This window comes from Frateuria sp., from assembly GCF_035943815.1.
Lineage (GTDB): Bacteria > Pseudomonadota > Gammaproteobacteria > Xanthomonadales > Rhodanobacteraceae > Frateuria_A.
The window spans coordinates 1-25,784 of sequence record NZ_DASZBU010000019.1; the positions used below are offsets into that span (position 1 = coordinate 1).

Annotated in this window: 23 protein-coding genes, 1 tRNA gene and 1 pseudogene; 6 read left to right on the top strand and 19 right to left on the bottom strand. The window is 69.1% G+C overall.

Annotated features, from left to right (window positions below; genetic code table 11):
* Positions 1-140, top strand: a pseudogene (locus VGU65_RS13810) (IS481 family transposase); the annotation flags it as partial.
* On the opposite strand, the gene VGU65_RS13815 reads toward VGU65_RS13810, so the two are convergent.
* Together VGU65_RS13815 and VGU65_RS13820 are read right to left on the bottom strand one after the other, a co-directional pair.
* Entirely contained in the window at positions 137-895 is a 759-nt protein-coding gene (locus tag VGU65_RS13815; protein WP_327476641.1) for an MBL fold metallo-hydrolase, read from the bottom strand. The pseudogene VGU65_RS13810 and the gene VGU65_RS13815 sit on opposite strands and share 4 nt — an antisense overlap.
* Positions 892-1,620 (bottom strand): 3-deoxy-D-manno-octulosonic acid kinase, encoded by a 729-nt coding sequence (locus VGU65_RS13820; RefSeq protein ID WP_327476643.1) that lies wholly within the window; start codon positions 1,618-1,620, stop codon positions 892-894. The genes VGU65_RS13815 and VGU65_RS13820 overlap by 4 nt, the downstream gene beginning before the upstream one ends.
* 21 nt (positions 1,621-1,641) lie before the next feature.
* Between VGU65_RS13820 and VGU65_RS13825 the strand changes: the two genes are divergently transcribed.
* Positions 1,642-2,712, top strand: a complete 1,071-nt coding sequence (locus VGU65_RS13825; protein WP_414655827.1) for a glycosyltransferase family 9 protein — start codon at positions 1,642-1,644, stop codon at positions 2,710-2,712.
* A gap of 146 nt (positions 2,713-2,858) precedes the next feature.
* On the opposite strand, the gene VGU65_RS13830 is transcribed toward VGU65_RS13825, so the two are convergent.
* From VGU65_RS13830 to hisS, 3 genes are all read right to left on the bottom strand, one after another.
* On the bottom strand, positions 2,859-3,263 hold the full coding sequence (locus tag VGU65_RS13830) for a DUF6165 family protein (RefSeq protein ID WP_327476645.1): 405 nt from the start codon (positions 3,261-3,263) through the stop codon (positions 2,859-2,861).
* A 38-nt stretch (positions 3,264-3,301) separates the two neighbouring features.
* Positions 3,302-5,215 (bottom strand): HAL/PAL/TAL family ammonia-lyase, encoded by a 1,914-nt coding sequence (locus tag VGU65_RS13835; RefSeq protein ID WP_327476647.1) that lies wholly within the window; start codon positions 5,213-5,215, stop codon positions 3,302-3,304.
* 91 nt (positions 5,216-5,306) lie between these two features.
* Positions 5,307-6,683: a histidine--tRNA ligase gene (hisS, locus tag VGU65_RS13840; protein ID WP_327476649.1), complete on the bottom strand. Its 1,377-nt coding sequence runs from the start codon at positions 6,681-6,683 to the stop codon at positions 5,307-5,309.
* Positions 6,684-6,841: 158 nt separating this feature from the next.
* Here hisS and VGU65_RS13845 point away from each other — a divergent pair.
* Positions 6,842-6,918 (top strand) — tRNA-Pro (locus tag VGU65_RS13845).
* A gap of 100 nt (positions 6,919-7,018) precedes the next feature.
* On the opposite strand, the gene VGU65_RS13850 is transcribed toward VGU65_RS13845, so the two are convergent.
* Positions 7,019-7,822 (bottom strand): ferritin-like domain-containing protein, encoded by an 804-nt coding sequence (locus VGU65_RS13850; RefSeq protein WP_327476651.1) that lies wholly within the window; start codon positions 7,820-7,822, stop codon positions 7,019-7,021.
* An 84-nt stretch (positions 7,823-7,906) separates the two neighbouring features.
* Between VGU65_RS13850 and VGU65_RS13855 the strand changes: the two genes are divergently transcribed.
* The gene (locus VGU65_RS13855) at positions 7,907-8,284 is read left to right on the top strand and encodes a VOC family protein (protein ID WP_327476652.1); all 378 of its coding nucleotides are present in this window, start codon (positions 7,907-7,909) and stop codon (positions 8,282-8,284) included.
* Between the two features lie 6 nt (positions 8,285-8,290).
* Here VGU65_RS13855 and purF read toward each other — a convergent pair whose 3' ends face one another.
* The 7 genes from purF to VGU65_RS13890 form a co-directional block, all read right to left on the bottom strand.
* Positions 8,291-9,766, bottom strand: a complete 1,476-nt coding sequence (gene purF, locus VGU65_RS13860) for an amidophosphoribosyltransferase (RefSeq protein WP_327476654.1) — start codon at positions 9,764-9,766, stop codon at positions 8,291-8,293.
* 32 nt (positions 9,767-9,798) lie between these two features.
* On the bottom strand, positions 9,799-10,398 hold the full coding sequence (locus VGU65_RS13865) for a CvpA family protein (RefSeq protein ID WP_327476656.1): 600 nt from the start codon (positions 10,396-10,398) through the stop codon (positions 9,799-9,801).
* Positions 10,399-10,420: 22 nt separating this feature from the next.
* On the bottom strand, positions 10,421-11,395 hold the full coding sequence (locus tag VGU65_RS13870; protein ID WP_327476658.1) for an SPOR domain-containing protein: 975 nt from the start codon (positions 11,393-11,395) through the stop codon (positions 10,421-10,423).
* Between the two features lie 72 nt (positions 11,396-11,467).
* Positions 11,468-12,757, bottom strand: a complete 1,290-nt coding sequence (gene folC, locus VGU65_RS13875; RefSeq protein WP_327476660.1) for a bifunctional tetrahydrofolate synthase/dihydrofolate synthase — start codon at positions 12,755-12,757, stop codon at positions 11,468-11,470.
* A gap of 435 nt (positions 12,758-13,192) precedes the next feature.
* Positions 13,193-15,508, bottom strand: a complete 2,316-nt coding sequence (locus tag VGU65_RS13880; protein WP_327476662.1) for a heavy metal translocating P-type ATPase — start codon at positions 15,506-15,508, stop codon at positions 13,193-13,195.
* On the bottom strand, positions 15,505-15,930 hold the full coding sequence (locus VGU65_RS13885; RefSeq protein ID WP_327476664.1) for a heavy metal-responsive transcriptional regulator: 426 nt from the start codon (positions 15,928-15,930) through the stop codon (positions 15,505-15,507). The genes VGU65_RS13880 and VGU65_RS13885 overlap by 4 nt, the downstream gene beginning before the upstream one ends.
* Positions 15,931-16,033: 103 nt before the next feature.
* Positions 16,034-16,591 carry an NADPH-dependent FMN reductase gene (locus tag VGU65_RS13890; protein ID WP_327476666.1) on the bottom strand — a complete coding sequence of 186 codons (558 nt, stop codon included), beginning with the start codon at positions 16,589-16,591 and terminating at the stop codon, positions 16,034-16,036.
* 417 nt (positions 16,592-17,008) lie between these two features.
* Here VGU65_RS13890 and VGU65_RS13895 point away from each other — a divergent pair, with 417 nt between their 5' ends.
* Positions 17,009-18,688 carry a GGDEF domain-containing protein gene (locus VGU65_RS13895; protein WP_327476668.1) on the top strand — a complete coding sequence of 560 codons (1,680 nt, stop codon included), beginning with the start codon at positions 17,009-17,011 and terminating at the stop codon, positions 18,686-18,688.
* Between the two features lie 151 nt (positions 18,689-18,839).
* On the opposite strand, the gene VGU65_RS13900 is transcribed toward VGU65_RS13895, so the two are convergent.
* The 4 genes from VGU65_RS13900 to VGU65_RS13915 all read right to left on the bottom strand — a co-directional run bounded on the left by VGU65_RS13900 (position 18,840) and on the right by VGU65_RS13915 (position 23,520).
* Positions 18,840-21,107, bottom strand: coding sequence for a thiamine pyrophosphate-dependent enzyme (locus VGU65_RS13900; protein ID WP_327476669.1), 2,268 nt, complete (start codon positions 21,105-21,107; stop codon positions 18,840-18,842).
* 39 nt (positions 21,108-21,146) lie between these two features.
* On the bottom strand, positions 21,147-21,653 hold the full coding sequence (locus tag VGU65_RS13905; protein ID WP_327476671.1) for a nucleotidyltransferase family protein: 507 nt from the start codon (positions 21,651-21,653) through the stop codon (positions 21,147-21,149).
* The gene (locus VGU65_RS13910; RefSeq protein ID WP_327476673.1) at positions 21,650-22,192 is read right to left on the bottom strand and encodes a GNAT family N-acetyltransferase; all 543 of its coding nucleotides are present in this window, start codon (positions 22,190-22,192) and stop codon (positions 21,650-21,652) included. The genes VGU65_RS13905 and VGU65_RS13910 overlap by 4 nt, the downstream gene beginning before the upstream one ends.
* A gap of 158 nt (positions 22,193-22,350) precedes the next feature.
* On the bottom strand, positions 22,351-23,520 hold the full coding sequence (locus tag VGU65_RS13915; protein ID WP_327476675.1) for an acyl-CoA dehydrogenase family protein: 1,170 nt from the start codon (positions 23,518-23,520) through the stop codon (positions 22,351-22,353).
* A 123-nt stretch (positions 23,521-23,643) separates the two neighbouring features.
* Between VGU65_RS13915 and VGU65_RS13920 the strand changes: the two genes are divergently transcribed.
* Positions 23,644-24,519 carry a DMT family transporter gene (locus tag VGU65_RS13920; protein WP_327476677.1) on the top strand — a complete coding sequence of 292 codons (876 nt, stop codon included), beginning with the start codon at positions 23,644-23,646 and terminating at the stop codon, positions 24,517-24,519.
* Position 24,520: 1 nt separating this feature from the next.
* On the opposite strand, the gene VGU65_RS13925 is transcribed toward VGU65_RS13920, so the two are convergent.
* Together VGU65_RS13925 and VGU65_RS13930 are read right to left on the bottom strand one after the other, a co-directional pair.
* Positions 24,521-24,676, bottom strand: a complete 156-nt coding sequence (locus VGU65_RS13925) for a hypothetical protein (protein WP_327476679.1) — start codon at positions 24,674-24,676, stop codon at positions 24,521-24,523.
* A 97-nt stretch (positions 24,677-24,773) separates the two neighbouring features.
* The gene (locus VGU65_RS13930; RefSeq protein WP_327476681.1) at positions 24,774-25,697 is read right to left on the bottom strand and encodes a 5'-nucleotidase; all 924 of its coding nucleotides are present in this window, start codon (positions 25,695-25,697) and stop codon (positions 24,774-24,776) included.
* Positions 25,698-25,784 lie beyond the last annotated feature (87 nt).

Below are 25,784 nucleotides of genomic sequence, written 5' to 3' on the forward strand. Positions count from 1 at the left end.
ACGAGCACTCTGCCCAGCGCGCCGCCCATTGGCTGACCTGGCTACACCAGTACAACTGGCATCGGCCACACGCCAGCCTGGATTACCGGGCCCCAATCACCCGCATCACCATGAACAACCTGGTGGGTTTACACAGCTAGCCGGCGTCCGCTCGCTGTGGCGATGGCGCCAGCAGTTCGATTCGCTCGCCAGCCTCTGCGATGGCGTAGCCACGCGCCCGTAGTTGCTCGCCGTCGGCCGCACTGCCGTAGTGGTACAGCACCAGTTGCCGGCGCAGCGGCTCGTCGTACTCGCGCTCCAGGTCGTCCACGCCACTGTGCGAAGGATTGCCAATCAGCCCGCAATCGTGCAGCACGCGCTCGCCCGCCGCCGCGTAGCGCGCCAGCATCTCCGGCACCGGCCGCGTGTCGCCGGTGAAGACGAAGCTGCCGTGCAGCGCCAGGCCGAACGAGGTGTCGGGGCGATGGTGGCGGGTGGGAAACACGTCGAACCACCGGCCGTCCAGCCAGAAGCCGCGGCTGCACGGTACCAGCCGGAAGGCTTCCCAGTAGTTGACGCCGCCCTCGGCCAGCACACCGGGGTAGTCGGCCACGCGCGCCTGCAGCCACGGCACCAGCGCAGCATGGACGAACACGCGCACGCTGCCGCGCAGCGCCTCGTCGAACCATAGCTGCGTGAACAGCCGCTCCATGCCGCCGACGTGATCCAGGTGCGTGTGGGTGATGTAGATGGCGCGCGGCAGCCCGCCATAGGCGGCGCGATAGCGGTCCAGCGTGTCGGGCCCGCAATCGATCAGCAGCAGGGGCTCGCCATTGCGCTCGAGCACGGCGGCGGACGAACCCAGTTGCACCGCATGGGCGGCGCCCACGCCCAGGAAATGTAGCGACCAGTTCATGCGCCCAGCGTCCGTTCGTAGCCGTAGAGCAGCGGCTCCCAGACCGCCGCCTGGAAACCGGGAATCCGCGTGGCGGCGCCGAGCTTGAGCAGCGAACGGCGCAGCCGCGCCAGGTTGGCCAGCCGCCAGCCTTCGGCCGGCGTGCGCAGTTCGCCGCGGTCGAAGTCGATCAGGTACAGCGCCCCGCCGCTCACCAGCACGTTGTGCGCGTTGAGGTCGGCATGCCAGATGCCCGCGCGGTGGAAGCGCGCGACCAGCGCGCCGGTCTCCCGGGCGAGATCCGCATCCAGCCGGTCGGCGGCCAGGCATTGCGCCAGGGTCTGGGCGTCTTCGATGCGGCGGGTGATCAGGTCGGCCGTGTAGAAGAGCCCATGGCGCACGTAGCGTGCCGCGATGGGTCGCGGCGCGGGCAGGCCCAGCGCCGCGGCATGCGCGAGCAGGCGAAACTCGGCGAAGCTGCGTGTACGGTCGGCGCCGGCCCAGAGATAGCGATCGCGGTTGAACCGGGCGACCAGGCCGCCGCGGTGGTAATGGCGCAGAACGCCGACGCCCGCTGGCGTATCGATCACCGCCACCCCTCCACGCCCGCCGCCGAGCACGTGCACGGCGCCGCCTTGTTGCCAATACGCCGGATCGAACCAGCGCGCATCGGCCGCAGGCGCGAGCGAGGCGTCGCAAACCACCGCGCCGCCGGCTTCCGCGTGGATCTGCTCCTGCATCATCATGGGCGGCCGAAGGAGAGGTTCATGTCCCGCGATTCTAGCCCAAGCTCCCTGCCCGCCCCCGCTGCACTGTGCCTGCTGCGCACCTCGGCGATCGGCGACGTCACGCACGTGGTGCCGCTGGTGCGCACGCTGCAGCAGGCCTGGCCGCAGACGGCGCTGACCTGGATCGTGGGCAAGCTGGAGCGCAAGCTGGTTGGCGACATCGGGGGCGTGCAGTTCGTGACGTTCGACAAGGCCGCAGGTTGGCGCGGCATGCGCGAAGTACACGCGGCGCTGCGCGGGCACCGCTTCGACGCCTTGCTGCAGATGCAGGTGGCGCTGCGTTCGAATCTCCTGAGCCTGGGCGTTCGGGCGCACCGACGTATCGGTTACGACCACGCCCGGTCGAAGGACCTGCACGGGCTGGTCATCAACGAGCGCATTCCCGCTCGCAGCGGCGAGCACGTGCTGGACGCGCTCGGCAGCTTTTGCGAACCGCTGGGCCTGAAGCAGACGCAGGTGCGCTGGGATATCCCGGTGCCCGAGGAGGCGCACGCCTGGGCCGAACAGCAACTGCCGGGCGACACGCCCACCCTGCTGGTCAGCCCTACGTCGAGCCATGCCCTGCGCAACTGGCGACCGGAACGCTACGCGGCGGTGATCGACCACGTGCTGTCGCGCGGCTGGCGAGTGGCCTTGGTCGGCGGCCCTTCTCGCGGCGAGCGGGCGATGGCCGACGCGGTGCTGGGCGCCTGCAGACGCCGGCCGCTGGACATCACCGGCAAGGACACGCTCAAGCGGATGCTCGCCATGTGCACTCGCGCGCAGTTGCTGCTGACGCCGGACTCCGGGCCGATGCACATGGCCAACGCGATGGGCACCAAGGTGTTGGGACTGCACGCGGCGAGCAATCCGAACCGCTCCGGGCCCTACTCCGACCGCAGGTGGTGCGTCGACAAATACGACGAGGCGGCGCTGCGTTTTCTGGGCAAGCCGGCGAGCGAGCTGGCGTGGGGGACGAAGATCGAGCGGCAGGGCGTGATGGACCTGATCGGCGTCGACGACGTGGTCGAGCGATTCGAGGCGTTTGCCTCGTCGCGCGCACTTGCCTGACCTCACCCTCTCCCGGCGGGAGCGAGATTCGGGATTGAAGGCTGAGGCAAGCCTTTCGACTTCGCCCTGCGGGCTACGCCGGGGCGGACGGTTCCGGTAATCGTTCGCCCAGCGCGTAGGCTCGCAACGCAAAAGCCGAAGGGGACTTACGCGCCCGGCGGCCGATAATCCTGGTACGACTTTTCCTCGACCAGCTGCGAGCCCAGCTTGAGGTTGATCTCGCGCTTGACCGCCGCGCGCTCGTCGTTGCGGAAGTACACCGAACGGGCCAGCTCGACGAATTCGCCGTCGAAGGCCTGCGCCTTCTCCTTCAGGCGGATGCGGTCCTCGATGTCCCACAGCGCCTCGTTGACGGCCAGCAGGCGCGCGCGCTCACTGCCGATGTCGGTTTGCGAGGCGGCGTCGCTGGCCCAGGTCGCATTGAGCAGGTCCAGCTCGTTGCGCACGTTGGCGAGCTTGGCCGGGTCGCTGATCTGGCGCGCCTTGATCTCCAGGATGGTGATCTTGTCGATCAGCTCGCCGTAGGAAACCGGGACTTGGATGAGGCTCATGGAAACTCCGGGGAATCGGGGGTGATCGGCGGCGTCCGCTATGAACGGGCCGCGGCGGCGAAGGCGCGTTGGTGCTGCAGTTCGCAGACGGTACGTACGTCGCCGTCCATCGCGCGGTCGCGGTGCATGAAGGCGATGCGCTCGCGCAGCAGCGCGTGCGCGGCCTGCACCGCGGTGCCGGCGTGGAACTCCTCGCTCTGCGCCAGCGCGGCCATCAGCTGGCGTACTTCCTGTTCGAACTGGGCATACTGCGGGTGGCCTTCGCGCGGCGCGTTGCCGATCTTCTCGGCCAGCGCGCGCCAGTCTCCGCGCGCGGCCAGCCGGCGCGCGGCATTGAGCATCTCGCGGCGATAATCCAGCGCCTGTGCCGCGGTGTAGAGCTCCAGCGCCAGCACGTGACCCAGGTCCTCCATCATCTCCAGCACGTGGCGCGCCTCGTTGGCGCCCATCGATACGTGGTCCTCGGCGTTCGCGCTGGTCGGGATCGAATACACGCTGGCCGGATGCGCGCGCGTGGCCAGGTCGTTGACCAGCGCGGCGGCGGTGTACTGCACGATCATGAAGCCCGAATCGGTGCCGTCCTCGTTGCCGGTGAGGAAGGCCGGCAGGCCGTCGTTGGTGGCCGGATCCACCAGCTTGTTGAGGCGTCGCTCGGAGATCGAGGCCAGCACCGGGATCGCGGCCTTGACGTAGCTCATCGCCAGCGCCAGCGGCATGCCGTGGAAGTGGCCGGCGGAGATCACCTGTTCCTCGATGAACTGCGCGCCCTCGGCGTCGGGGAAGATCAGCGGGTTGTCCGTCACCGAGTTGAGTTCGATGTCGATCACGCGGCAGGCCTGTGCCCAGGCGTCGCGCACCGCGCCGTGCACCTGTGGCATGCAGCGCAGGCAGTAGGCGTCTTGCGGCTGGTGCTTCTTGCCGCCCTTGAACGGCAGGAAGCGGTCGTAGAAGGCCTCGCGGCCGTGGCGCTGGTTGGCCGGGACCCAGTCCCAGCCGATGTCGAAGGACAGCGCCTGGTCTTCGGGGCGATCCCAGGCTTCGGCGTTCCACGGCTTGAAGCGCGGCACCAGGTGATAGGGAATGTCCAGCAGCGTGGAGCCGGACAGCAACTCGCGCACGTGCGCGGCGGTGTCGACCTGGCCCGGATGCGGGCGCAGCGCGTGCACTTCGGGCCGCAGCGCGCCGCTGCGGCCGGCAAAGGCGTCCAGCGTCGTCGCCGCGGCGAGGTCGGCCACGCCGAGCAGGTATTCCAGCTCGTCCAGTGCCAGCGCCGCGGTGGCGAGCATCTGCGCCGTGCCGTTGTTGAGCGCCAGGCCTTCCTTGAAGGAGAGGCGGATCGGCTCCAGCACCGCGCGCTTCAGGGCCTCGGCGCCCGGCAGGCGCTCGCCCTCGTAGAAGGCCTCGCCGCCGCCCAGCAGTACGATCGCAAGGTGCGAAAGTGGGGCGAGGTCGCCGCTGGCGCCCACCGAACCCTTCTCCGGCACCACCGGCACCACGCCGCGGTTGAGCATCGCGGTGAGCGCCTCGAGCGTGGCCACGCGGATGCCCGAGTGCCCCCGCATCAGCGTGTTGATGCGGATCGCCAGCATGGCCCGCACCACTTCCGGCGCGAACGGTTTGCCCACGCAGACCGCGTGGGTGACGATCAGGTTGTGCTGCAGCTCTTCCATCAGGCTGACGCCTTCCCGGGCCGGGTGGCGCGGGTCGGCCTGGTCCATCACCAGCTCGTCGCGCATGCGATGGCCGCCCAACAGCTTGTCGGCGTTGCTGCCGAAGCCGGTGGTGACGCCGTAGGTCGGTTCACCACAGCTGACCTTGTCGGCCAGAAAATCGGCCGCGTGCTGCACGCGCTCGAGCTGTTTGGGATCCAGCGCCACTGTCGCACCATGGCGCGCCACGGCGACCAGTTGCGCGCGCGTTAGGCTGCGGCCGTCCAGAATGATCGTTTCCATCGGTGCTCCGATTTGTTGTTTCTCGCTAGGCGCAAAGTAGATTCCCGCTTTCTCGGGAATGACGTCCGGCGGGAGCGTGGGCTACGTTGCCCTACTGCCCCATCGCCGCCGCTTGCTCCAGTTCCACGCGCAGCGCCTTGGCCAGCTCGCCGCGCGCCACCTCGAACTGGTCGCCACGGCGAAGGTCCTTGACCGTGACTACGCCCTTGGCCGCCTCGTCCTCGCCCAGCACCAGTGCGAAGCGGATGCCGGCGCGGTCGGCGTACTTGAACTGCTTGGCGAGCTTGCCCGTTTCCAGCACCACTTCGGTGGCGATGCCGGCCGCGCGCAGTTCGCTGGCGATCGCCAGGTACGCCGGCAACTGCGCCGGATCCATCTGGGTCACCAGCACGTCCACCGTGCTGCGTACGCTACCGAGCAGGCCGGCCTCGCGCAGTTGCCAGAACAGGCGGGTCAGGCCGATGGAGATGCCTACGCCGGGGAGTTTGGACTTGGTGTACTGGCTGGCGAGGTTCTCGTAGCGGCCGCCCGAGCAGATCGAGCCGATTTGCGGGTGGTCGTTGAGCGTGGTCTCGTAGACGGTGCCGGTGTAGTAGTCCAGGCCGCGGGCGATCGAGAGGTTCAGCGCGAAATGCGTTTCGGGCACGCCGAAATCGCGGATCAGGCCGAGCACTTCCTTCAGTTCCGCCCTGCCCTGCTCCAAGGCCTCCGGACCGTTGCCCAACGCGTCGAGCCTTGCGAACGCGTCGGCCAGCGAGGACGAACGCACCTGTACGAAATCCAGGATCTTGCCCACGGCCTCGGGGGAAAGACCGAAGCCTTCGCCGGTCAGCGTGTCGCGCACGTAATCGGCGCCGCGCTTGTCCAGCTTGTCCACCTCGCGCAGCACCAGCATCTGCTGCTCGGGGTCGGCCACGCCGAGGCTCTCGAAGTAGCCGCGCATCAGCTTGCGGTTGTTGAGCTGGATGGTGAAGGCGCCGATGTCCATCTCGCGGAACACGCTATAGATCACCGCGGGCAGCTCGGCGTCGTAGCGCGTGCTCAGGCTGTCCTTGCCGATCACGTCGATGTCGCACTGATAGAACTCGCGGAAGCGACCGCGTTGGGCACGCTCGCCACGGTACACGCGCTGCATCTGGTAGCGGCGGAACGGGAAGCTCAGGTCGTGCTCGTGCTCGGCCACGTAGCGGGCGAGCGGCACGGTGAGGTCGAAGCGCAGCGCCAGTTCCGGCGTGCCTTCCTTGGCCAGTGCACCGGTGGACTGTACGAAGTACACCTGCCGCTCGGTCTCGCCGCCGGTCTTGGTCAGCAGCACGTCGGAGAACTCGATCACCGGCGTTTCCACCGGCAGGAAGCCGAAGCGCTCGAAGTTGCGTCGGATGGTGTCGAGCATGCGCTGGAACGCGATCTGGTCCAGCGGCAGCAGCTCGAGCACGCCGGGCATGGTGCGGGCCGGTGTAAGCGCCATGGAATCCTCTGCTTGCGGGTAACGGACGCGCGACCAAGCCGCGCAACGGCAGCCGTCTAGGTTAGCAGATGGCCGTGCGCCACCCGGCGCGTGCTCGGGGAAAATTTGGCCGGGGATGTTGCCAAGCTTTCGCCGGCTCACTAAGATACGCGGCTCCACGGGGTGTAGCTCAGCCTGGTAGAGCGCTACGTTCGGGACGTAGAAGTCGCATGTTCGAATCATGTCACCCCGACCAAGGTTCGAGAAAAGGCCACCGCTAGCGGTGGCCTTTTTCTTTGCTCCTTCGGCGAAGCGGCGCCCTGCGCGGCAACAGGCCCGCTGGCCGTGCCCTACCTTCAGACGGCCAGCGCGGCGAGCTGGTCCATTTCCTCCGCGTCGAAGCCCGCAGCCAGCCGTGCGGAACGGTTGAAAGGCCCACGCACGCTGCCGCCCATGTACTCGCGCAGCAGCTGCACGAACGTCGCACGCGGCTCTACCCCGTCGCGCTCACAGCACCATCGGAACCAGCGCGTGCCGGCCGCCACGTGGGCAACCTCCTCGCGCAGGATCACTTGCAGGATGTCGATAGTGCGCCCGTCGCCCACGCCTTGCAGGCGTTCGATCATGCCGGGCGTGACGTCCAGGCCGCGAGCTTCCAGAACGCGCGGCACCAGCGCCATGCGGGCGAGATCGCTGTGGGACGTCTTCTGGGCCATCTCCCACAATCCGTTGTGGGCGTCGAAGTCGCCATAGGCGTGGCCGAACTCGGCCAAGCGCGCATCGAGCATGGCGAAATGGCGTGCCTCGTCGTGGGCGCAACTGGCCCAGTCGCGGTAGTAGTCGGCAGGGAGGCCGCGGAAGCGGTAGACCGCGTCCCAGGCCAGGTTGATCGCGTTGAATTCGATATGCGCGATGGCATGGACGAGCGCGGCGCGACCTTCGGGCGTGCCCAGGCCGCGCTGCGGCACCTGGCGCGCCTCGACCAGGCGCGGGCGTGGCGGGCGGCCAGGCGCTCCGATCGCCTCCGGTGGCGGCCCCAGCGGGCCCGGGCGCAGTTCGCCCGCCTGCAGGGCACGCCATGTGTCACCGGTCAGGCGGAGCTTTTCTTGCGGATCGCTGGCTTCGATGCAGCGCCGGGCAGCTTGGTGCAGGTCGTTCATGCGGCAAGTTTACGTCGCGGCTTGCGTTGCCTGGGCCAGCACCGCGGTTGCATAGTGGCGTCCCGCCGTTGCCTTGGAACCGACGTGCCCAACCTCCATGCGATCGAGATCAAGGCGTTCGTCCCGGCACGGGACTACGAGGTATCGCGGCGCTTCTACGCCGACATGGGTTTCCAGGAGCGATCGGAATTCGACGGCGTGGCCTACTTCGCCCTGGACGAATGCAGCTTCCTGCTGCAGCGCTTCTACGACCAGGCACATGCCGACAACTTCATGATGCACCTGCTGGTGGACGACGCCGACGCCTGGCACAGGCGCCTGGTCGAGCAGGACCTCATCGCCCGCTATCGCGAGCACAACGTGCGCATGACCGCACCGGCGGACCGTCCGTGGCGCATGCGCGACTTCCACCTGATCGATCCGTCGGGCGTGTTGTGGCACATCGGCCACAACCTCGGCTGACGGGATTCAGGCGCTGCGGCGCGCCGCCTTGGCGTCGTCCGAACGCAGCATCTCGATCTGCTGCAGGTAGTCGCGGTCCAGGCCGGTGACGTACTCGCCGGAGAAGCAGGAGGTATCGAACTGCTTCAGCTCCTCGTTGCCATCCTTCACCGCCCAGACGAGATCGGCCAGGTCCTGGTAGATCAGCCAGTCGGCGCCGAGCAACTGCTCGACTTCCTTCTCGCTCTTGCCGGCGGCGACCAGCTCGCTGGCCGAGGGCATGTCGATGCCGTACACGTTGGGATAGCGCACCGGCGGCGCGGCGGAGGCGAAATAGACCTTTTTCGCCCCTGCGTCGCGGGCCATCTGGATGATCTGCTTGGACGTCGTGCCGCGCACGATCGAGTCGTCGACCAGCAGCACGGTCTTGTTGCGGAACTCCAGGTCGATCGCGTTCAACTTGCGGCGCACCGACTTCACGCGGTCGCCCTGCCCCGGCATGATGAAGGTACGCCCGACGTAGCGGTTCTTGACGAAGCCCTCGCGGAACGGCACGCCCAGCACGTTGGCCAGCGAGCTGGCGGCGGTGCGCGCGGTGTCAGGGATCGGGATCACCGCGTCGATGCCGTGGTCCGGGCACTCGCGCATGATCTTTTGCGCCAGCTTCTCGCCCATGCGCAGGCGCGCCTTGTAGACCGAGACGTCCTCGATCATCGAGTCGGGCCGCGCCAGGTACACGTACTCGAAGATGCATGGCGCGTGCACCGCGCCCTCGGCGCAGCGGCGCGCATGCAGCTGGCCGTCGACGGTGATGTACACCGCCTCGCCCGGCGCCACGTCGCGCACGCGCTTGAAGCCCAACACGTCGAAGGCGACCGATTCGGACGCCACCGCGTACTCGCGCCCCGCCGGGGTCACGCGCTCGCCCAGCACCAGCGGACGGATGCCGTGCGGGTCGCGGAATGCCACCAGGCCGTAGCCCTGGATCAGCGCCAGGCACGCGTAGCCGCCACGCGCGCGCGCATGCACGCCGGCGACCGCCTTGAATATCTGGTCGGGCGTCAGCGCCATGCGGTCCTGGATCTGCAGCTCGTGCGCCAGCACGTTGAGCAGCACCTCGGAGTCCGAATCGGTGTTGATGTGGCGACGGTCGTCCTGGTACATCTCGCGGCGCAGCGCCTCGGTGTTGACCAGGTTGCCGTTGTGCGCGAAGGCGATGCCGTAGGGCGAGTTGACGTAGAACGGCTGCGCCTCGTCGGCGTTGTCGGAGCCCGCGGTCGGATAACGGCAATGGCCGATGCCGATGTGCCCGCGCAGCCGGCTCATCGCGCCCTGGCTGAAGACGTCGCGCACCAGGCCGTTGCCCTTGTGCAGGCGCAGGTGCGCGCCCTCGACGGTGACGATGCCGGCAGCGTCCTGGCCGCGGTGCTGCAGCACCGTAAGTCCGTCATAAAGCGCCGATGCCACTTCGGTGGTACCGACGATGCCGATGATTCCGCACATGTTTGATGCCTGCGTTTCGAGATGAACTTGGGTCAGGTAAGCGTGGCCTGCGCGGCCGAAAGCACAGACTGCGCCGGCGCAGGTGAACCGCCCGGAAGGATCGGCAGCGCCGGCAAGCCCGACGGCAGCCTGGGCAGCCCGGCCGGCGGATGCAGGTAGCGGCGCACGTTCGCCGGTACCCGCTCGCCCAGCCAGCCGGCGGCGACCTGGAATTGCGGCAGCAGCGTCGATTCCTGCCAGGCGCGCTCGCGCGGCAGCGCGGTAAAGCCGGCCAGGAACACCACCAGCGTCACCAGCAGCACGCCGCGCGCGAAGCCGAACAGCATGCCCAGCAGCCGGTCCAGGCCGCCCAGGCCGGTGCTCCATAGCAGCCGCCGTACGATGAACCGCAGCAGCGCCCCAAGCATCAGCACCGCCACGAAGCACAGCCCATAGCCGAGCAGGATGCGTCCCGCCGGCAAGGAAATGCTGTGCTCGAACTGCGCGGCGACCAGCGGCCCGAACACCCATGCCACCCAGAACGCGGCGATCCATGCCGCCAGCGAAAGCACCTCCGACATCAGCCCGCGCCATAGCCCGACCAGCACGGACAAGGCCAGCGCGACGAGGATGGCGTAGTCGATCCAGTTCATCGCTGCCCCTTGCGAGCGCGCCTTACGGCACGCTCACCACATTGCCGGCCAGGCCCAGCCGCGCCTTGATCTGGTCACGCACGCGCTCGGCATCGGCGCGCTGGGTCTGCGGCCCGGCACGCACGCGCCACAGCTGGCGACCGCCGGAGGTGACCGTGTCGACGAAGCCGTCGAAGCCCGCCGCACGCAACTTGTCGCGCAGCGCGCCGGCGTCGGCCTGGCTGCCCATTGCCGCCACCTGCACCGCGAAACCGCCTGCGCGCGCGGGGACGGCGGCGGTGGCGGGCGCCGCGGCGGCCACATCACCATGCTGGTCGCTGGCGCCGCTTTCAAGGTGCACCGGCGCGCCGGGAATGCTCTGGCCGATCTTCAGTCGCGCGGCCTCGGCGGCGGTGCGCGTCTGGAACGGGCCGGCGGTGACCAGGGTCAGCGCCCTGCCGCCCTGGCTGACCGGGCGGCCGGCCACCGGATAACCCAGCTCGCGCACCTTCTGCATCAGGCGCTGCGCGCCGGCGCTGGAATAGGCGCTCAAATTGAGCGTGTAGCTGCCGCGCGCGGCGGTCCCGGCGGTGTCCTCGGAGGAGCTGGCGGGCACCGGCTGGGCGGCCGGCTGCGGTGCGGGCGGCGCGACCTTGGCCGGGATCACGGGAGCCGCCGGCGATGTGGCCGCGTTCGGCTCCATTTCCACGTCGCGCGGACGGCGCGAGGCGATGTCGACGGTAGCCACACGGTCCGACGGCGCCGCCGCGGCCGACTGGGTGCCCGCCGGGATCACGGGCGCGGTGCCGGCAGGGCTGACGGCACTGGCGGCGCTGGCGGGCGCGTCGGGGTTGAGGCTCATCGTGCGCGTCTGCAGGTCGCGGTCCGGCGCCGGAGGAATGGCGAGGCTCACGGCCTGGTCACCGGCGGTGGTGGGCGGCGTGCTGGAAAAGAACATCGGCACGAACAGCACCATCAACGCGATCAGGACGAAGGCACCCAGCAGGCGTGTTTTCAAGACTGAAGCTCCAGGGCCGTACGACACTTAAGTAGCGGGATTATACCTGCCCGTGCCGGCGGCACGGTCCGCTCAGGCTGCCGGTTCAGCCAACACCGCGCTGGCGACGAAGAAGGAGCCGAACGCCAGGATGCATTCCCCGGGCTGCGCCCGCGTCCGCGCCGCGGCGAGCGCAGCGGGCACGTCCGCGTGCGCATCGGATACGGCCTGGGGCAAGGCCTGCCGCAACGCCTGGGCCAGTGCGCCGACCGGCAGCCCGCGTGGGGAAGCGCCATCCAGGCCGGCCAGGTGCCAGTGGTCGACCTGGGGTCCGAGCGCGACCAGCACGCCGGCCACGTCCTTGTCCGCCAGTGCGCCGTAGACCGCATGCACGCGCGGGAAATCACGGGCCTGGAGCCAGTCGGCCAGGGCCCGGGCCGCCTGCGGGTTGTGCCCCACGTCCACGACCAGCAGTGGATCGCCGCCGAGCGATTGCAGGCGCGCAGGCACCCGCACGGCGCGCAGGCCATCGGCGGCCGCCTGGCTCAGCGCCATCGGGGCAATGCGGCCACCGGTGCCCAGCGCGTGCAGCACGGCCACCGCAGTCGCCGCATTGGCGTACTGCACTGGCGCGGCGAGCGCCGGGTCGGGCAGATCGAACGAAGTACCGTCCCGATGCTGCCAACGCCAGCCCTGCCCCTGCCGCTGCGCGCTGAAATCCCGCCCCGCCCGCTGCACCTGCGCACCACTGGCGGCCAGCGCGTCGAGCAGGCCGGTCGGCGGGTCCAGTTCACCGACGATGGCCGGCCGGCCGCGCCGCGCGATGCCCGCCTTCTCGCGGCCGATGCTGTCGCGGTCGTTGCCCAGCCAATCCATGTGGTCCAGGTCGATGGTGGTGATCGCCACCGCATCGGCATCGACGATGTTGACCGCGTCCAAGCGGCCGCCGAGGCCGACTTCGAGCACGGCCACATCCAGCCCCGCGCGCGCGAAAAGATCCAGCGCCGCCAGCGTGCCGTACTCGAAATAGGTCAGCGGCACCGCATCGGCGCCCGTGCCGCGGGCCACCTCGATGCGCTCGAACGCGCCGGTCAACGCGTCGTCGGTCGCATCGCGGCCGTCGATGCGCACGCGCTCGTTGTAGCGCAGCAGGTGCGGCGAGGTGTAGCAGCCCACGCGCCGGCCGGCCGCATGCAGCATCGCTTCCAACAGGGCGACGGTCGAACCCTTGCCGTTGGTTCCGCCCACGGTCACCACGCAGGGTGCCGGCGCGGGTGCGCCCATCCGCCGCCAGACCGTGCGCACGCGTTCGAGCCCGAGCTCGATGCTGTGCGGGTTGACGTGTTCCTGGTAGGCCAGCCATTCGGCGAGCGTGCGGGGCATTGGGGTTCCCTTGGGGCGCGGGCGCGCGCAGCTTAAGGCATCGAGGTCGAGGGCGCTGCGCTTGAGCTTCCTCGGGCTTCTTGGCGTGGCCTCTGCGCGACTTGGCTCGCCTGCGGCGGGCTTCCGATCGCCTGTCGGCGCTCGGGGGTTGAGGCAAGAGAGGTATGCCGCAGGCTTGGGAGTGTCGGCCCTAGCGTTCCCGTTGAATGGATGCCGCAGGGGCGCACAACTGAGTTAGAGGCGAGCGGACTGAGACTACCTTTCAAGAAGCATCGTAGGGTGCACTTCAGCCCATCCAAGCAAACGTGGGTCGACGTACCTGAGTGCAACTACAACGGACCACGCACGACGGGTAACCTTCACTTGCCTCAGCTCCCGAGCGTCCGCGGTAAAGCGGCTGAAGCATCGGGCATATCCCCCGCAGACAAGGAAGGATCACAGGCGCGCGCCACGCAACCGCAAGGCATTGGTCACCACCGACACGGACGACAAGCTCATCGCCAGCGCCGCGATCATCGGCGAGAGCACCACCCCGAACAGCGGATACAGCACGCCGGCCGCCAAAGGCACGCCCACGGTGTTGTAGACGAAAGCGAAGAACAGGTTCTGGTGGATGTTGCGCACGGTCGCCTGCGAAAGCGCGCGGGCGCGGGCGATGGCGGACAGCTCGCCCTTGACCAGGGTGACCTGGGCGCTTTCCATCGCCACGTCGGTGCCGCTGCCCATGGCGATGCCCACGTCCGCGCCGGCGAGCGCCGGGGCGTCGTTGATGCCGTCACCGGCCATCGCCACCCGGTGGCCTTCGCGCCGAAGGCGCTCGACCACGGCAGCCTTGTCCGCCGGCGAGACCTCGGCATGCACCTCATCGATGCCAAGCTCTCGTGCGACCGCCTGCGCCGTGGTGGCGTGGTCGCCGCTGAGCATGACGATGCGCAGGCCCTCGCGGCGCAGGGTATCCAGCGCGGCGGGCGTATCGGGCTTGATGCGGTCGGCCACGGCGAGCAGGCCCGCCAGCCGGCCATCGATCGCCAGGAACACCACGGTGGCGCCGCCGGTGCGCAGCCGTTCGGCCTGCGCTGCGGCGGCCAGGTCCAATGCGACGTGGAGCTCATCCAGCAGGCGCGCATTGCCAAGCGCGACCTCGGCACCCTCGATGCGCCCGCACACGCCGCGGCCGGTGAGCGAACGGAAGCCGGCCGCGGACGGCACGCGACTGCCCGCGGCCTGCTCCCCGGCGACGATCGCGCGCGCCAGCGGATGCTCGCTGGCCTGCTCCAGCGCGGCCGCCATGGCCAGCAGCCGCTCCTGCGGCTGATCGCCCAGGGCGACCACCTCGCGCAGCGCGGGGCGGCCTTCGGTCAGCGTGCCGGTCTTGTCCACCACCAGCGTGTCCACGCCATGCAACGCCTCGATCGCGGCGGCATCGCGGAACAGCACGCCCGCCTGCGCGCCGCGCCCGCTGGCGACCATGATCGAGATCGGCGTGGCCAGGCCCAGCGCGCAGGGACAGGCGATGATCAGCACCGACACCGCCGCCACCAGCGCGTGCGCCAGCGCCGGCTCCGGCCCGAACGCCGCCCATGCGGCAAAGGCGAGCACCGCGGTGGCGACCACGGCGGGCACGAACCACGCAGCCACGCGATCGGCCACGCGCTGCAGCGGCGCACGGCTGCGCTGCGCCTGCGCCACCAGCGCGACGATCTGCGCCAGCAGGGTGTCGCCGCCTACCTTCTGCGCGCGCAACAGCAACGTGCCGTCCTGGTTGACCGTGCCGGCAGTGAGGCGGTCGCCCGCCGCCTTGGCCACCGGCATCGGCTCGCCGGTGAGCATGGACTCGTCCAGGTGGCTCTCGCCCGCGGTCGCCACCCCGTCGACCGGCACTTTTTCACCCGGGCGCACGCGCAGCAGGTCACCGACCTGCACCTGTTCCAGCGGCACGTCGCGCTCGCCGTCGTGCTCCACGCGGTGGGCCATCTTCGGCGCCAGTCCAAGCAAGGCCTTGAGCGCCTCGCCGGTACGCCGCCGCGCGCGCAGCTCCAGGACGTCACCCAGCTTGACCAGCGTGACGATCACTGCCGCCGACTCGAAGTACACGCCCACGCGGCCGTGCGTACGCAAGCCGACCGGGAACAGGCCCGGCAGCAGCAGCGCCACCACGCTGTAGCCCCAGGCCACGCCGGTGCCGAGCGCGATCAAGGTGTACATGTTGGGCGACCAGGGCCTGAGCGAACGCCAGCCGCGCCGGAAGAATGGCGCCCCGCCCCACAGCACCACCACGCTGGCCAGCAGCGCCTCGATGCCACCGAGCAGACCGATCCAGCGCGCCGGCCAGGGGTGACCGGCCAGGTGCGGCCCCATGGCCAGCACCACCACCGGCAGGGTCAGCACGGCCAGCCAGGCGAAGCGGCGCCACAGCGCGTGCAGTTCACCGCGATCGTCCGCTTCAGCGCTCGGCGCCAGCGGCTCCAGCGCCATGCCGCACTTGGGGCAATCGCCCGGACCGACCTGGCGCACTTCCGGGTGCATCGGGCAGGTATAGATGGCTCCGGCATCGACCGGCGGCGCCTGGTGCCCGCCCAGGAAGCGCTCCGGAATGGCGACGAAACGCTCGCGGCAACGCGCGCTGCAGAAATACCAGGTCTTCCCGGCATGTCCGGCACGGTGCTTGGTCGCAAGGGGATCGACGCTCATGCCGCAGACCGGATCCTTCACCGCCGCATGCACTGGGTGGGCCTGGCAGCAGCTGCTCATGGCCGGTCCTCCCCATCGAGCGCGCGCAGGATCGGGCACTGCTCGGGCTTGCCGTGGCCCGGACAGGCCTCGATCAATTGCGCCAGCCCGGCACGCACGCGCTGGAGCTCCTCGATGCGCGCCTCGATCTCGGCCAGGCGCTGCTGCGCGCGCCGCTTGACCGCCTTGACGCCGCGCTGCCGATCGGCCGAAAGCGCCAGCAGTTCGCGGATCTCCTCCAGCGTGAAGCCCAGGTTCTTGGCGCGCCGGATGAAGCGCAGCTGTGCCACCGTACCTTCGCCGTAGCTGCGATAGCCCGAAGGGCGACGCATCGGCTCGGGCAGGAGTCCTTGGCGTTCGTAGTAGCGGATGGTGTCGATGGCCACGCCGGCGCGCTTGGCGACGGCACCGATGGTTAGCGGGGCGGTGGTTTGCGGGTTCATGGCGCAAGCCTAGACCTTTGATCCAGGTCCAGAGTCAAGCGCCAAGATCATCGCACCCGGCCCGCCGCGGCCGGAACGGATAGGTGTTGCGGGTCCGCGGGCTCTATCGCCGGAGGATGCGGTGCACCCACTCCACGTAGCGATCGACGAAACCCTGCAGGAACTTGCGCGTGCTGTCGACGGTGATTTCCCCGTTGGCGTCGATCGGACCGTCGTCCTTGAATTGCACGAAGACCTCCGGCTGGCCCAGCAGCGGCACGTCCAGGTAGGCCAGCGTATTGCGCAGGTGCTGCTGCGCCAGCGCGCTGCCGGTGGCGCCGATGGATGCGCCGATGACCGCGCCCGGCTTGCCCGCGAAGGCGTTGGTCCCGTAGGGGCGCGAGGCGATGTCGATCGCGTTCTTGAGCACGCCGGGCACCGAGCGGTTGTACTCCGGGGTAGCGAACAGCAGCGCGTCGGCCGCCTTGATCTGCGCCTTGAGCTGCTGGCACCGCGGCGGGTAGTCGGCGTCGAAGTCCTGGTCGTAGAGCGGCAAGTCGTCGATGCGCACCTGTTCGAAGGCCAGATCCTGCGGAGCCAGCTTTTCCACGGCACGGGCCAGGCGGCGGTTGTAGGAATCCTTGCGCAGGCTGCCGACCAGTACGGCTACTTTGATGCTCATGGGCTTCTCCGCTGATGGCCCGCAGGCGGGCATCGTGGGTGGCGAAGGGCGCGCCGTGACTGCTCGGTTGGGTCCATAGCTTCCCCACAGGGTCAGACACGGCCGCTATTCGGCGAGCATGCCGCTCGTGCTGCCAAGGAGCCGTGAGCGCTGGGGCGACCGGGTTTCCCCATTGGCACAGACCCTGCTAGACCACCCCTGGTTTGCCCCGCACAAAACCAGGCGGGCAGGCTGACGGTTCGGGTTAGGATCGTTAAAAGCCCGGGTATGCCGCTGTGCAACAGTCGGCTGGCCTGGCCGGGAAGTCGAATGCGGCCGACGGGAGTCGAGCAAGGCCGCCAGCGGGGTCGAGGGGGAATGCGAAGGCTTGCCGCAGCAAGGGTGTGGAACCAGTGCAGGCTCCCGGTTGCCGGGTGCGTGCTCGGTCTGCTGTGGCTGTGGCTCGGCGTGGTGCGGGCCGCGGTGCCGCTCGATGGCGGCTGGCGCGAGGTCCGCGAGGGAGACACTCCCGCCGCGGTGATCGAGCAGTTCCGCCAGGGCCAGTTGGCCGCGTTCGACCCGTCATTGCTGCACGGCTTCCCGCGCGCGGGAATGGGCACCTGGGTGGTGCTGCGCCCGCAACCGCCCTGGGTGGACGAGGAGCGGGTACTGACGATCTACCCGCCCGCGCTCGGGCGCATCACGATCTACGACCAGAAAGGGCCAGTCGCCAACCTCTCGCTGGACGAGTCCGGCGGCCCGCCGCTGGGCCACGGCCGGTTCGCCTACCGCTACCCGGCGAGCGTTCCGGCCGCCACCCTGATCCTGATCAGGCTCGAGCCGACCGAGGGGCTCGCCCCGCCGCTTAGCTTCCATCTGGAATCGCTGAGCTCCTTCCTCGCGCACGACGCGAACTGGCTGACGCTTTTCAGCGCCTGCTTCGCGGTCATGCTGACGATGGCGCTGATGGCGCTGTGCTTCGCGCTGATGCTCCACGACAACACCTTTTCCTGGTACGCCGGCTACATCTTCTGCTACGCGCTGATCCAGAGCGTGCAGACCGGGTTCCTGTTCCATCCGCTGGAATTGGGCTGGCTGGCGCCCTCGGCCGGCCTGCTTGAGTCCGCGGCGATCGCGCTGTCGGTGGCGTTCGCCGCGCTGTTCATGGCGCGCTTCTGCGAGCTGCAGCGCTTCGCGCCACTGCTGCGCGCGCCGGTACTGGCGCTGGCCATCGGCATGCCGATGCTGGTGCTCATGCGCAGCAGCTCGATCGGCCTGCTGGTGGACGTGGCGCAGGCATTGGTCGATCCGCTGCTGATTCTCGGCGCGATGCTGATGCTGCTCACCGCCATCGTGGCGGCCGCGCACGGTTCGCGGCATGCCTGGTTCTTCCTGGTCGGCTGGACGCCGCTGCTGGCGCTCACCGCCTTGTCCACCGCTCAGTTGAGCGGAGCCCTGCCCGGCATGGGCTGGATCAGCGACGCCAGCGTGGTCGCCGGCGCATTCGAGGCGATCGTGCTGTCGATCGGCCTGGGCGACCGCGCGCTGACCATGCGCCGCGACCGCGACATGGTGCGTGCGCTGGCCGACAACGACTCGCTCACCGGCGTGCTCAACCGACGCGCGTGGAACGAGGCGGCCGAGGCGATGCTGGCCGACAGCGCCGGGCGGCCGCTCGCGCTGCTGTTCCTGGACCTGGATCGCTTCAAGCTGCTCAACGACCAGCAGGGCCACCGCGCCGGCGACCGTGCGCTGATCGAGGTGGCCGAAGCGCTGCGCGCCGAACTGCGGCCGTCCGACCTGCTCGGCCGCTACGGCGGCGAGGAGTTCATCGCCATGCTCGACGGCGTGGTGCAGGAGCAGGCGATGCAGGTGGCCACCCGCCTGTGCCGGCGCGTGCACCGCCTGGAGATCCCGGTCAACCCGGAGTTCATGCTGAGCGTGAGCATCGGCGTGGCCATGCGCACCTTCAGTGACACCCTGGAGGCGCTGATCGAGCGCGCCGACCAGGCGATGTACCAGGCCAAGGTGAACGGCCGCAACCAGGCGCGCATGTACGACCGGCCGCGCGGCCTGGAGAACCAGCCTTGGCCGCAGGTGAGCGAAGTGGACGACTGAGCGTCGCCCTCGGGCCTTCGGACCCTACAGGGCAAAGCCCAAAGCTGAGGACCCGCAATCCTCGCCAGCGAGCCTTCCCCCCCGCCCGTGGGAAAGGCTCCGACAAACGCTGGATGAGGACTCGCCCCGAGCCAACCTCCCCGTCAGCGCATCAACCCGCGAGCTTGCGCGCCGCTGCCACCACGTCCGCCTCGCCCGGCAACACCAGGAACGCCGCGCCTGCCAACGGGGTGAACGTATCTGCGCCGACCACCCGCTCCAGCGGCGTGGCTCCCAGGCCCGCCTCGACGATGGCGGTGATCACGCCCTCGCCCACGCCGGCGCTCTTGCGGCCCTCGTCCAGTACCAGGATGCGCTTGGCGCTCTTCGCCTGCGCCGCGATGAAGGCGTCATTGAGTGGCGCCAGCCAGCGCAGGTCGATCACGCGGACTTTCCATTTCAGCTCGGCCTCGATGGTGCGCGCTGCGCGCAGCGCCATCGGCACGCCGTTGCCGAAGGTGAACACCACCAGATCGTTTGCCCCATCGCCGTAGACCCTGCCCTCGCCCAGCGCCATTGCCTCACCCGGTGGGGGATAGGCGAACTGCCACTGGCCGTCGCCGGCTTCGTACAGATCCTTGGTCATGTACAGCGCGATCGGCTCGAGGAAGGCGCACACGCGCCCGTCGACCTTGGCCAGCGCGGTCAGCGTGCGCAGCATCGTCGCGGCATCGTCGCCGCGGCTTGGGCAGCCGACGACGAGGCCCGGAATGTCGCGCAGCGCCGCGATCGAGTTGTCGTTGTGGAAGTGGCCGCCGAAGCCGCGCTGGTAGCCCAGCGAGGCCACGCGCATCACTAGCGGGTTGCGGTACTGGTCGTTGGAGAAGAACTGCAGGCTGGCCGCCTCGCCGCGGATCTGGTCGCCGGCGTTGTGGAAGTAGGCCAGGTACTGGATCTCCGGGATCGGCAGGAGCCCCATGTTGGCGTAGCCCTGGGCCAGGCCCAGAATCACCGTCTCGTCCAGCAGCGTGTTGAACACGCGGGTGTTCTTGAACGCCTTGTGCAGGCCCTTGGTGACCGTGTAGACGCCGCCCTTCTGCGCCACGTCCTCGCCGAACAGCAGCGACTCGGGGTACTTGGCCATGATGTCGTGCAGCGCCTGGCCGATCTGGATGGCCAGATGGCGCGGCGGCTGGTTCTCGGGCAGCTTCTCCTCGCTGCCGAAGGCCTTGACGCGCGCGTCGGTGTAGTCGGCGCGCTCGGCCTCGGCCTTCACCTTGGCCGGCGTGTAGGGCGCGAGCGGCGCCATCACGTCCTCCAGGCGCTCGAGCTTGGGCCGGCGGTCGGCCTCCTCGGCAGCGGCGAAGCAGCGCTTGCGGGTGGCTTCGTACAGCTCCAGCAGCGCGTCCTTCGAATACAGGCCCGACTCCAGCGCGATCGCGGCCGAGCGCAGCAGCGGATCGGTGGCCTCCACCGCGCAAAGCTCCTCGATGCTGCGCCATTCGATCTCGAAGTCCGTACCGGCGTGGCCCATCACGCGGGTGGTTTTCAAATGCAGGAAGGTCGGCCGGCGCGTGCTGCGGCAATGCTCCACTGCGCGCTGTACCTGCGCGTAGCCTTCGGCGAGGTCCAGGCCGTCGGCGAAGAAATAGTCGAGGTTGGAGCGCGACTGGAAATTGCTGGCCACCCAGCCGGTCGGCGTCTTCACCGAAATGCCGATGCCGTTGTCCTCGCACACGAACAGCACCGGCGCGGGCAGCTTCTGGTAAGCCGTCCACGCCGCCGCATTGAACGCGGTCTGCGCGGTGGCGTGGTTGCTCGATGCATCGCCGAAGGAGCAGATCGCGATGGAATCCTCCGGCACCGGCAGCGTGTGGCCGATGCGACGCGCGTGGTCGATGGCGACGGCGGTGCCCAGCGCCTTGGGCAGGTGCGAGGCGATGGTCGAGGTCTGCGGCAGCACCCACAGCGGCTTGGAGCCCCATACCTTGTGGCGGCCGCCGGAGGCCGGGTCGTCCTTGCTGGCGGCGAAGGACAGCGCCGAATCCATCACCGGGTCCATCCCAGGCAGCTTGCGGAAGCGCTCGGCCATGAAGCCGCCGGAGCGGTAGTGCAGGAAGGCCGGATCGGTGTGGCGGGTGAGCCGCGCCACCATCGCGTTGCCTTCGTGGCCGGACGAACCGATCGTGTAGAACACCTTGTTCTGCACGCGCAGCACGCGCGCCATCAGGTCCAGGTGGCGGCTGATCAGCTGCGACTCCAGCAGTTCGCGGAAGCCGCGCGCGTCCAGCGCGCTGCCCGGCAGTACCGGCGCATCATCGCGCGGCGCCGCGCGCACCTTGCCCTGCCAAAGCTTCACGAACTCGGTGAAGTTCTGGTCGACGATCTCGGCGCGGTTGAAGCCTTTGTGGCGGGCGGTGATGGGAAGCGCAGTGGTCATGATGGACTCGTACCGGTACGGGGGCGGCCGAAGCGGCCGTCAGGAAGAGGAAACGATGGGCAGCACGGACGCCGGCTGGCGCAGCCGCCGCAGGGCGGCGGCGCGAACGCGGTCCTTGTCGCGGCCGAAGGATTCGAAGATGCGGATCTGCTCGTCCAGCGAAGGCACCGGCACCGCCAGGCCTTCCAGGCCGACCAGCACCAGACGCCCTGGCGTCACCGCCTGCCAGCCCTCGCCCGCGTCGTGCTCCAGCCCGCCCATCACTTCCACCGGCATGCCGGGGAAGCGGAAGCGGGCGAAAAGCGAGCGGAAACGGCCGCCGTCGGCGGGGGCGTAGCAGGGGTCGCGGCGATCGGCCCAGCGCGAGGCCAGCACCTCGGCATCGGCGCGCGACACCAGCACGTCGACGTCCGCCACGCCCACTTCGGCGCCGAGCAGCCGCGCGGCGGCGCTGCCGACCAGGCACCACGGCTCGGCACAATGCACGTGCAGTTCCGGCACCGCTTCGGCGAGCGCGACGAACAGCGCGGGCGGGATATGGCTCATGCGCGGCGACGCATCCAGGCCTCGCGGCTCTGGCCCCACACCTCGACGACGAGCTCCTGGAACGGCTCGGGCAGTCGGCCCGGCCCCTGCAGGCTCGAGCCCAGCCGCCGGGCGACCTGCTGCGAGGCGAGGTTGTCCGGCGCGATGGTGTGGATCACCTCGGTCCAGCCAAGATGCTCGAACGTCCAGTCGATGGCCGCGGCCGCGCCCTCGGTGGCGTAGCCCTTGCCCCAGGCCTCGCGCAGCAGGCCCCAGCCCACCTCGGTACCGGGCCAGCCTTCCGGGCACCAAGGGCCGAGCCGGCCGATCCAGCGTCCGCTGGCCTTCTCGATCACCGAGAACATGCCGTAGCCTTGGATCGCCCATGCCCCGGCCATGGAGAGAAACCCGCGCCAGGCCACCGGGCGCGGCTGCGGCCCGCCAATGTGGCGCGAGTTGTCCTCATCGCCCATCAGCGTGGCCCAACCCTCGAAATCTGCCGGCCCGGTCGGGCGCAGGATCAGGCGGTCGGTTTCGATGCGGATATCCGGAACGTGCAAGGCCTCATCTCCCGAAAGCTTTGCTGGCGACACAAGCCCAACTTCCTTGCCGTCATTCCCGCGAAAGCGGGAATCCATGTTGACGTTGCATCCTGAGCCTGAGGTGGATTACCGCTTGGCGAGAATGACGTTCCAGGACGGGATCGCCGGCCCCGGGATCAGAATGCGTTGATGCCGGTGAGCTCGCGACCGACCACCAGCTGGTGCACCGTCTCGGTGCCCTCGTAGGTGATCACCGATTCCAGGTTCAGCGCATGGCGGATCGCCGAATGCTCGGTGGTGATGCCGGCGCCGCCCAGGATGTCGCGGCAGTCGCGCGCGATGTCCAGCGCCATGCGCACGTTGTTCCACTTGGCCAGCGAGACCTGGGTCGGCTGCATGGCGCCGGCGTCCTTCAGGCGCCCCAGCTGCAGCGAGAGCAGCTGCGCCGTGGTGATGCGCCGGGCCATGTCGGCGAGCTTGAGCTGGATCGCCTGGTTCGAGGCGAGCGGGCGGCCGAACAGGATGCGCTCGGCGGTGTAGTCGAGCACTTCCTTCAGGCAGGCCTGCGCGGCGCCGATCGGGCCCCAGGTGATGCCGTAGCGGGCCTGGGTCAGGCAGCCCAGCGGGCCCTTGAGACCCTTCACGCTGGGCAGGCGGTTGGCGTCGGGAACGCGCACGTTGTCGAAGAACAGCGCGGAGGTGACCGAGGCGCGCAGGCTCATCTTCTTGTGCACTTCCTGCGCGGCGAAGCCCTTCGAATCGGTCGGCACGATGAAGCCCTGGATGCCGTCCTCGGTCTGCGCCCAGACGATCGCGATGTGGGCGATGTTGCCGTTGGTGATCCACATCTTGGCGCCGTTGATGAGCCAGTCGCCACCGTCCTTCCTGGCATTGGTCTTCATGTTGGCCGGGTTCGAACCGCCGTGCGGCTCGGTCAGGCCGAAGCAGCCGATCACCTCGCCCGCCGCCATCCCGGGCAGGTAGTGCATCTTCTGCTCTTCGCTGCCGTAGGCGTAGATCGGGTACATGCACAGCGAACTCTGCACCGAGGCGAAGCTGCGCAGGCCCGAGTCGCCGCGCTCCAGCTCCTGGCAGATCAGGCCGTAGCTCACGCCGTTCATACCCGCGCAGCCGTACTTTTCTGGGATCGTCGCACCCAGCAGACCCAGGCTGGCGATCTCGGGGATCAGTTCCTTGGGAAAGCGGCCCTGGTCGAAGCAGTCGCCGATGATCGGCAGGACCTTCTCGTCGACGAAGCGGCCGACAGTGTCCTGCACCATGCGCTCCTCGTCTGTAAGCAGCGAGCGGATGTCGTACAGGTCGAGCGGGTCGAGGCGGGCGGCCATGCTTCGCTTCCAGTGGTTGGGACAAGCCCGGCATTCTAGCGCCGCCAGCGGGTGTGGTCATGCCATTGGGGTGCCGGTCGGGCCGCATTTGCGCCAACCTGTGCGTCGTTGTCGGGAGAACGCATGTTCAAGGGTGTATTGCTCGGTTTCGCCTGCTACGCGGCCTACGCGGTCAGCGACGCCTTCGTCAAGTCGCTGCGCGGCTCGCTGCCCGTCTTCGAGGCGGTGTTCTTCGGCGCGTTGCTGGGCCTGGTCGCCATCCCCTTCATCCGCAAGCCGGGCGACCGCTGGCACGAGGTGTTCATCGCCAACCGGCCTTCGCTCTGGTGGATCCGCGCGGTCACCGGTGCGGCCAGCAACCTGTCCGCCGTGGTCGCTTTCACGCACCTGCCGATGGCCGAGACCTTCGCGCTGATCTTCCTGATGCCAATCTTCGTGACCGTGCTGTCGGTGATCTTTCTCAAGGAACACGTGGGCTGGCGGCGCTGGTCGGCGGTGTTCGCCGGCTTCGTCGGCGTGCTGGTGGTGCTGCGGCCGGGCTTTCGCCACCTGGGACTGGGCCACTTCGCCGCCATCGCCTGCGGCATGGCCGGCGCGGTCTCGGTGGTGGCGCTGCGCATGGCCGGTGCCCACGAGAAGCGCATCAGCCTGTACGGCGCCGGCGTGGTCGGCCCGCTGGCGGCCGGGGGGCTGCTGATGCTGCCCTCGTTCGTCTGGCCGACCTTGCACCAGTGGTGGCTGCTGGCCGGCTATGGCCTGCTTGCGGCGCTGGCCGGCGTGCTGCTGATGCTCGCCACCCAGGCTGCGCCTGCCAACCGCGTGGCGCCCACCCAGTACAGCCAGATGCTGTGGGCGATCGGCTTCGGCTACTGGTTGTTCGGGGACCGCCTGGACTGGCCGATGCTCGTCGGCATCGCGCTGATCCTCGGCGCCGGCCTGTTCACGCTGGTGCGCGAGGACCAGGTGAGCGGCTGGTGGCGGCGCATGAAGCTGGTCTGAGCTAGCGCAACGACGGTTGGAACAGCCCGAGCAGGAACCAGCCCGCGTGCAGCAGCCAGGGCAGCAGTACGTACAGCTTGATCTGCTCCTCGTTCCAGAAGAAGCCGGCGTGGATCCAGTCCAGGTGTACCGCCGGCGCGCCAGCCTTCCAGCCCATGCGGTGACGCCCAACCGCAGGACCCACAGGGCCAGCAGTGAGTCCGCGGCGAACAGCATGATCCAGCTGCCCATGCTCATCCCGTGCCCGGGCTCCCTCAGCGGTTGCTCACCCCATGCGGCACATGCCCGGTGGCGACGTGCTTGCGCGCCGATTCGACGTTGGCGGGCGAGTCGTCGAAGAAGATGTCGGCGCCGAAGGCATCCAGGAACGGGCCCTTGTCGCGGCCGCCAAGGAACAGTGCCTCGTCGATGCGCACGCCCCAGCGGCGCAAGGTGAGGATCACGCGCTTGTGCGCCGGGGCGGAGCGGGCGGTGACCAGCGCGGTGCGGATAGGCGAGTCTTCCGCCGGAAAGGCGGTCTGCAGGCGGTGCAACGCCGTGAGGAAGCCACGGAACGGACCTACCGACAGGGGCTCGGCGGCATGCTCGGTCTCGCGGCGATGAAAGGCTTCCAGGCCCTCCTCGCGCGACACCCGCTCGCCCTCGTCGCCGAAGATCACCGCATCGCCATCGAAGGCGATGCGCAGCTGCTCGCTGGCGCGGGGCGGCGCCGTGCTGGGAAGGATGGTGGCGGCGGCGACATCGGCGGCGAGCGCCCGACCCACATCCTCGGCGTTGGCCGAGAGGAACAGGTCGGCCTTGAACGGCGCGATGTAGTCCGAGGTAGGCGCGCCGCTGGTGAAGGCGGCGCGGCTGATCTCGAGTCCGTGGTGCTGGATGGCGTTGAAGATGCGCAGGCCGGTATCCCCGGAATTGCGCGACAGCAGGATCACTTCCACCGGCGGCACGTCGCCCGCGAGCTTGTTGAGGCCCAGCAGCTTCTGCACCAGCGGAAAGGCGACGCCGGGCGGGAGGATGTCGTCTTCGTGCTCGATCTGGAAGCGGCGGTAGGCGTCCAGCCCGTCGCGCTCGAACAAGGCGTGGCTGTCGCCCAGATCGAACAGCGCGCGCGAGGAGATGGCGACCACCAGGCGGTTGTCGGTGCTGGCGCCGGGGTCGTGGGCATCGGGTGCGATCATGCGTTCCAATCTAGCAAAGGCGAATGGCCGCTGGGGGACGAGGCGCCCGTTCGCCCCCTGGACACCTTCCCTAAGAGGCATGGGAAG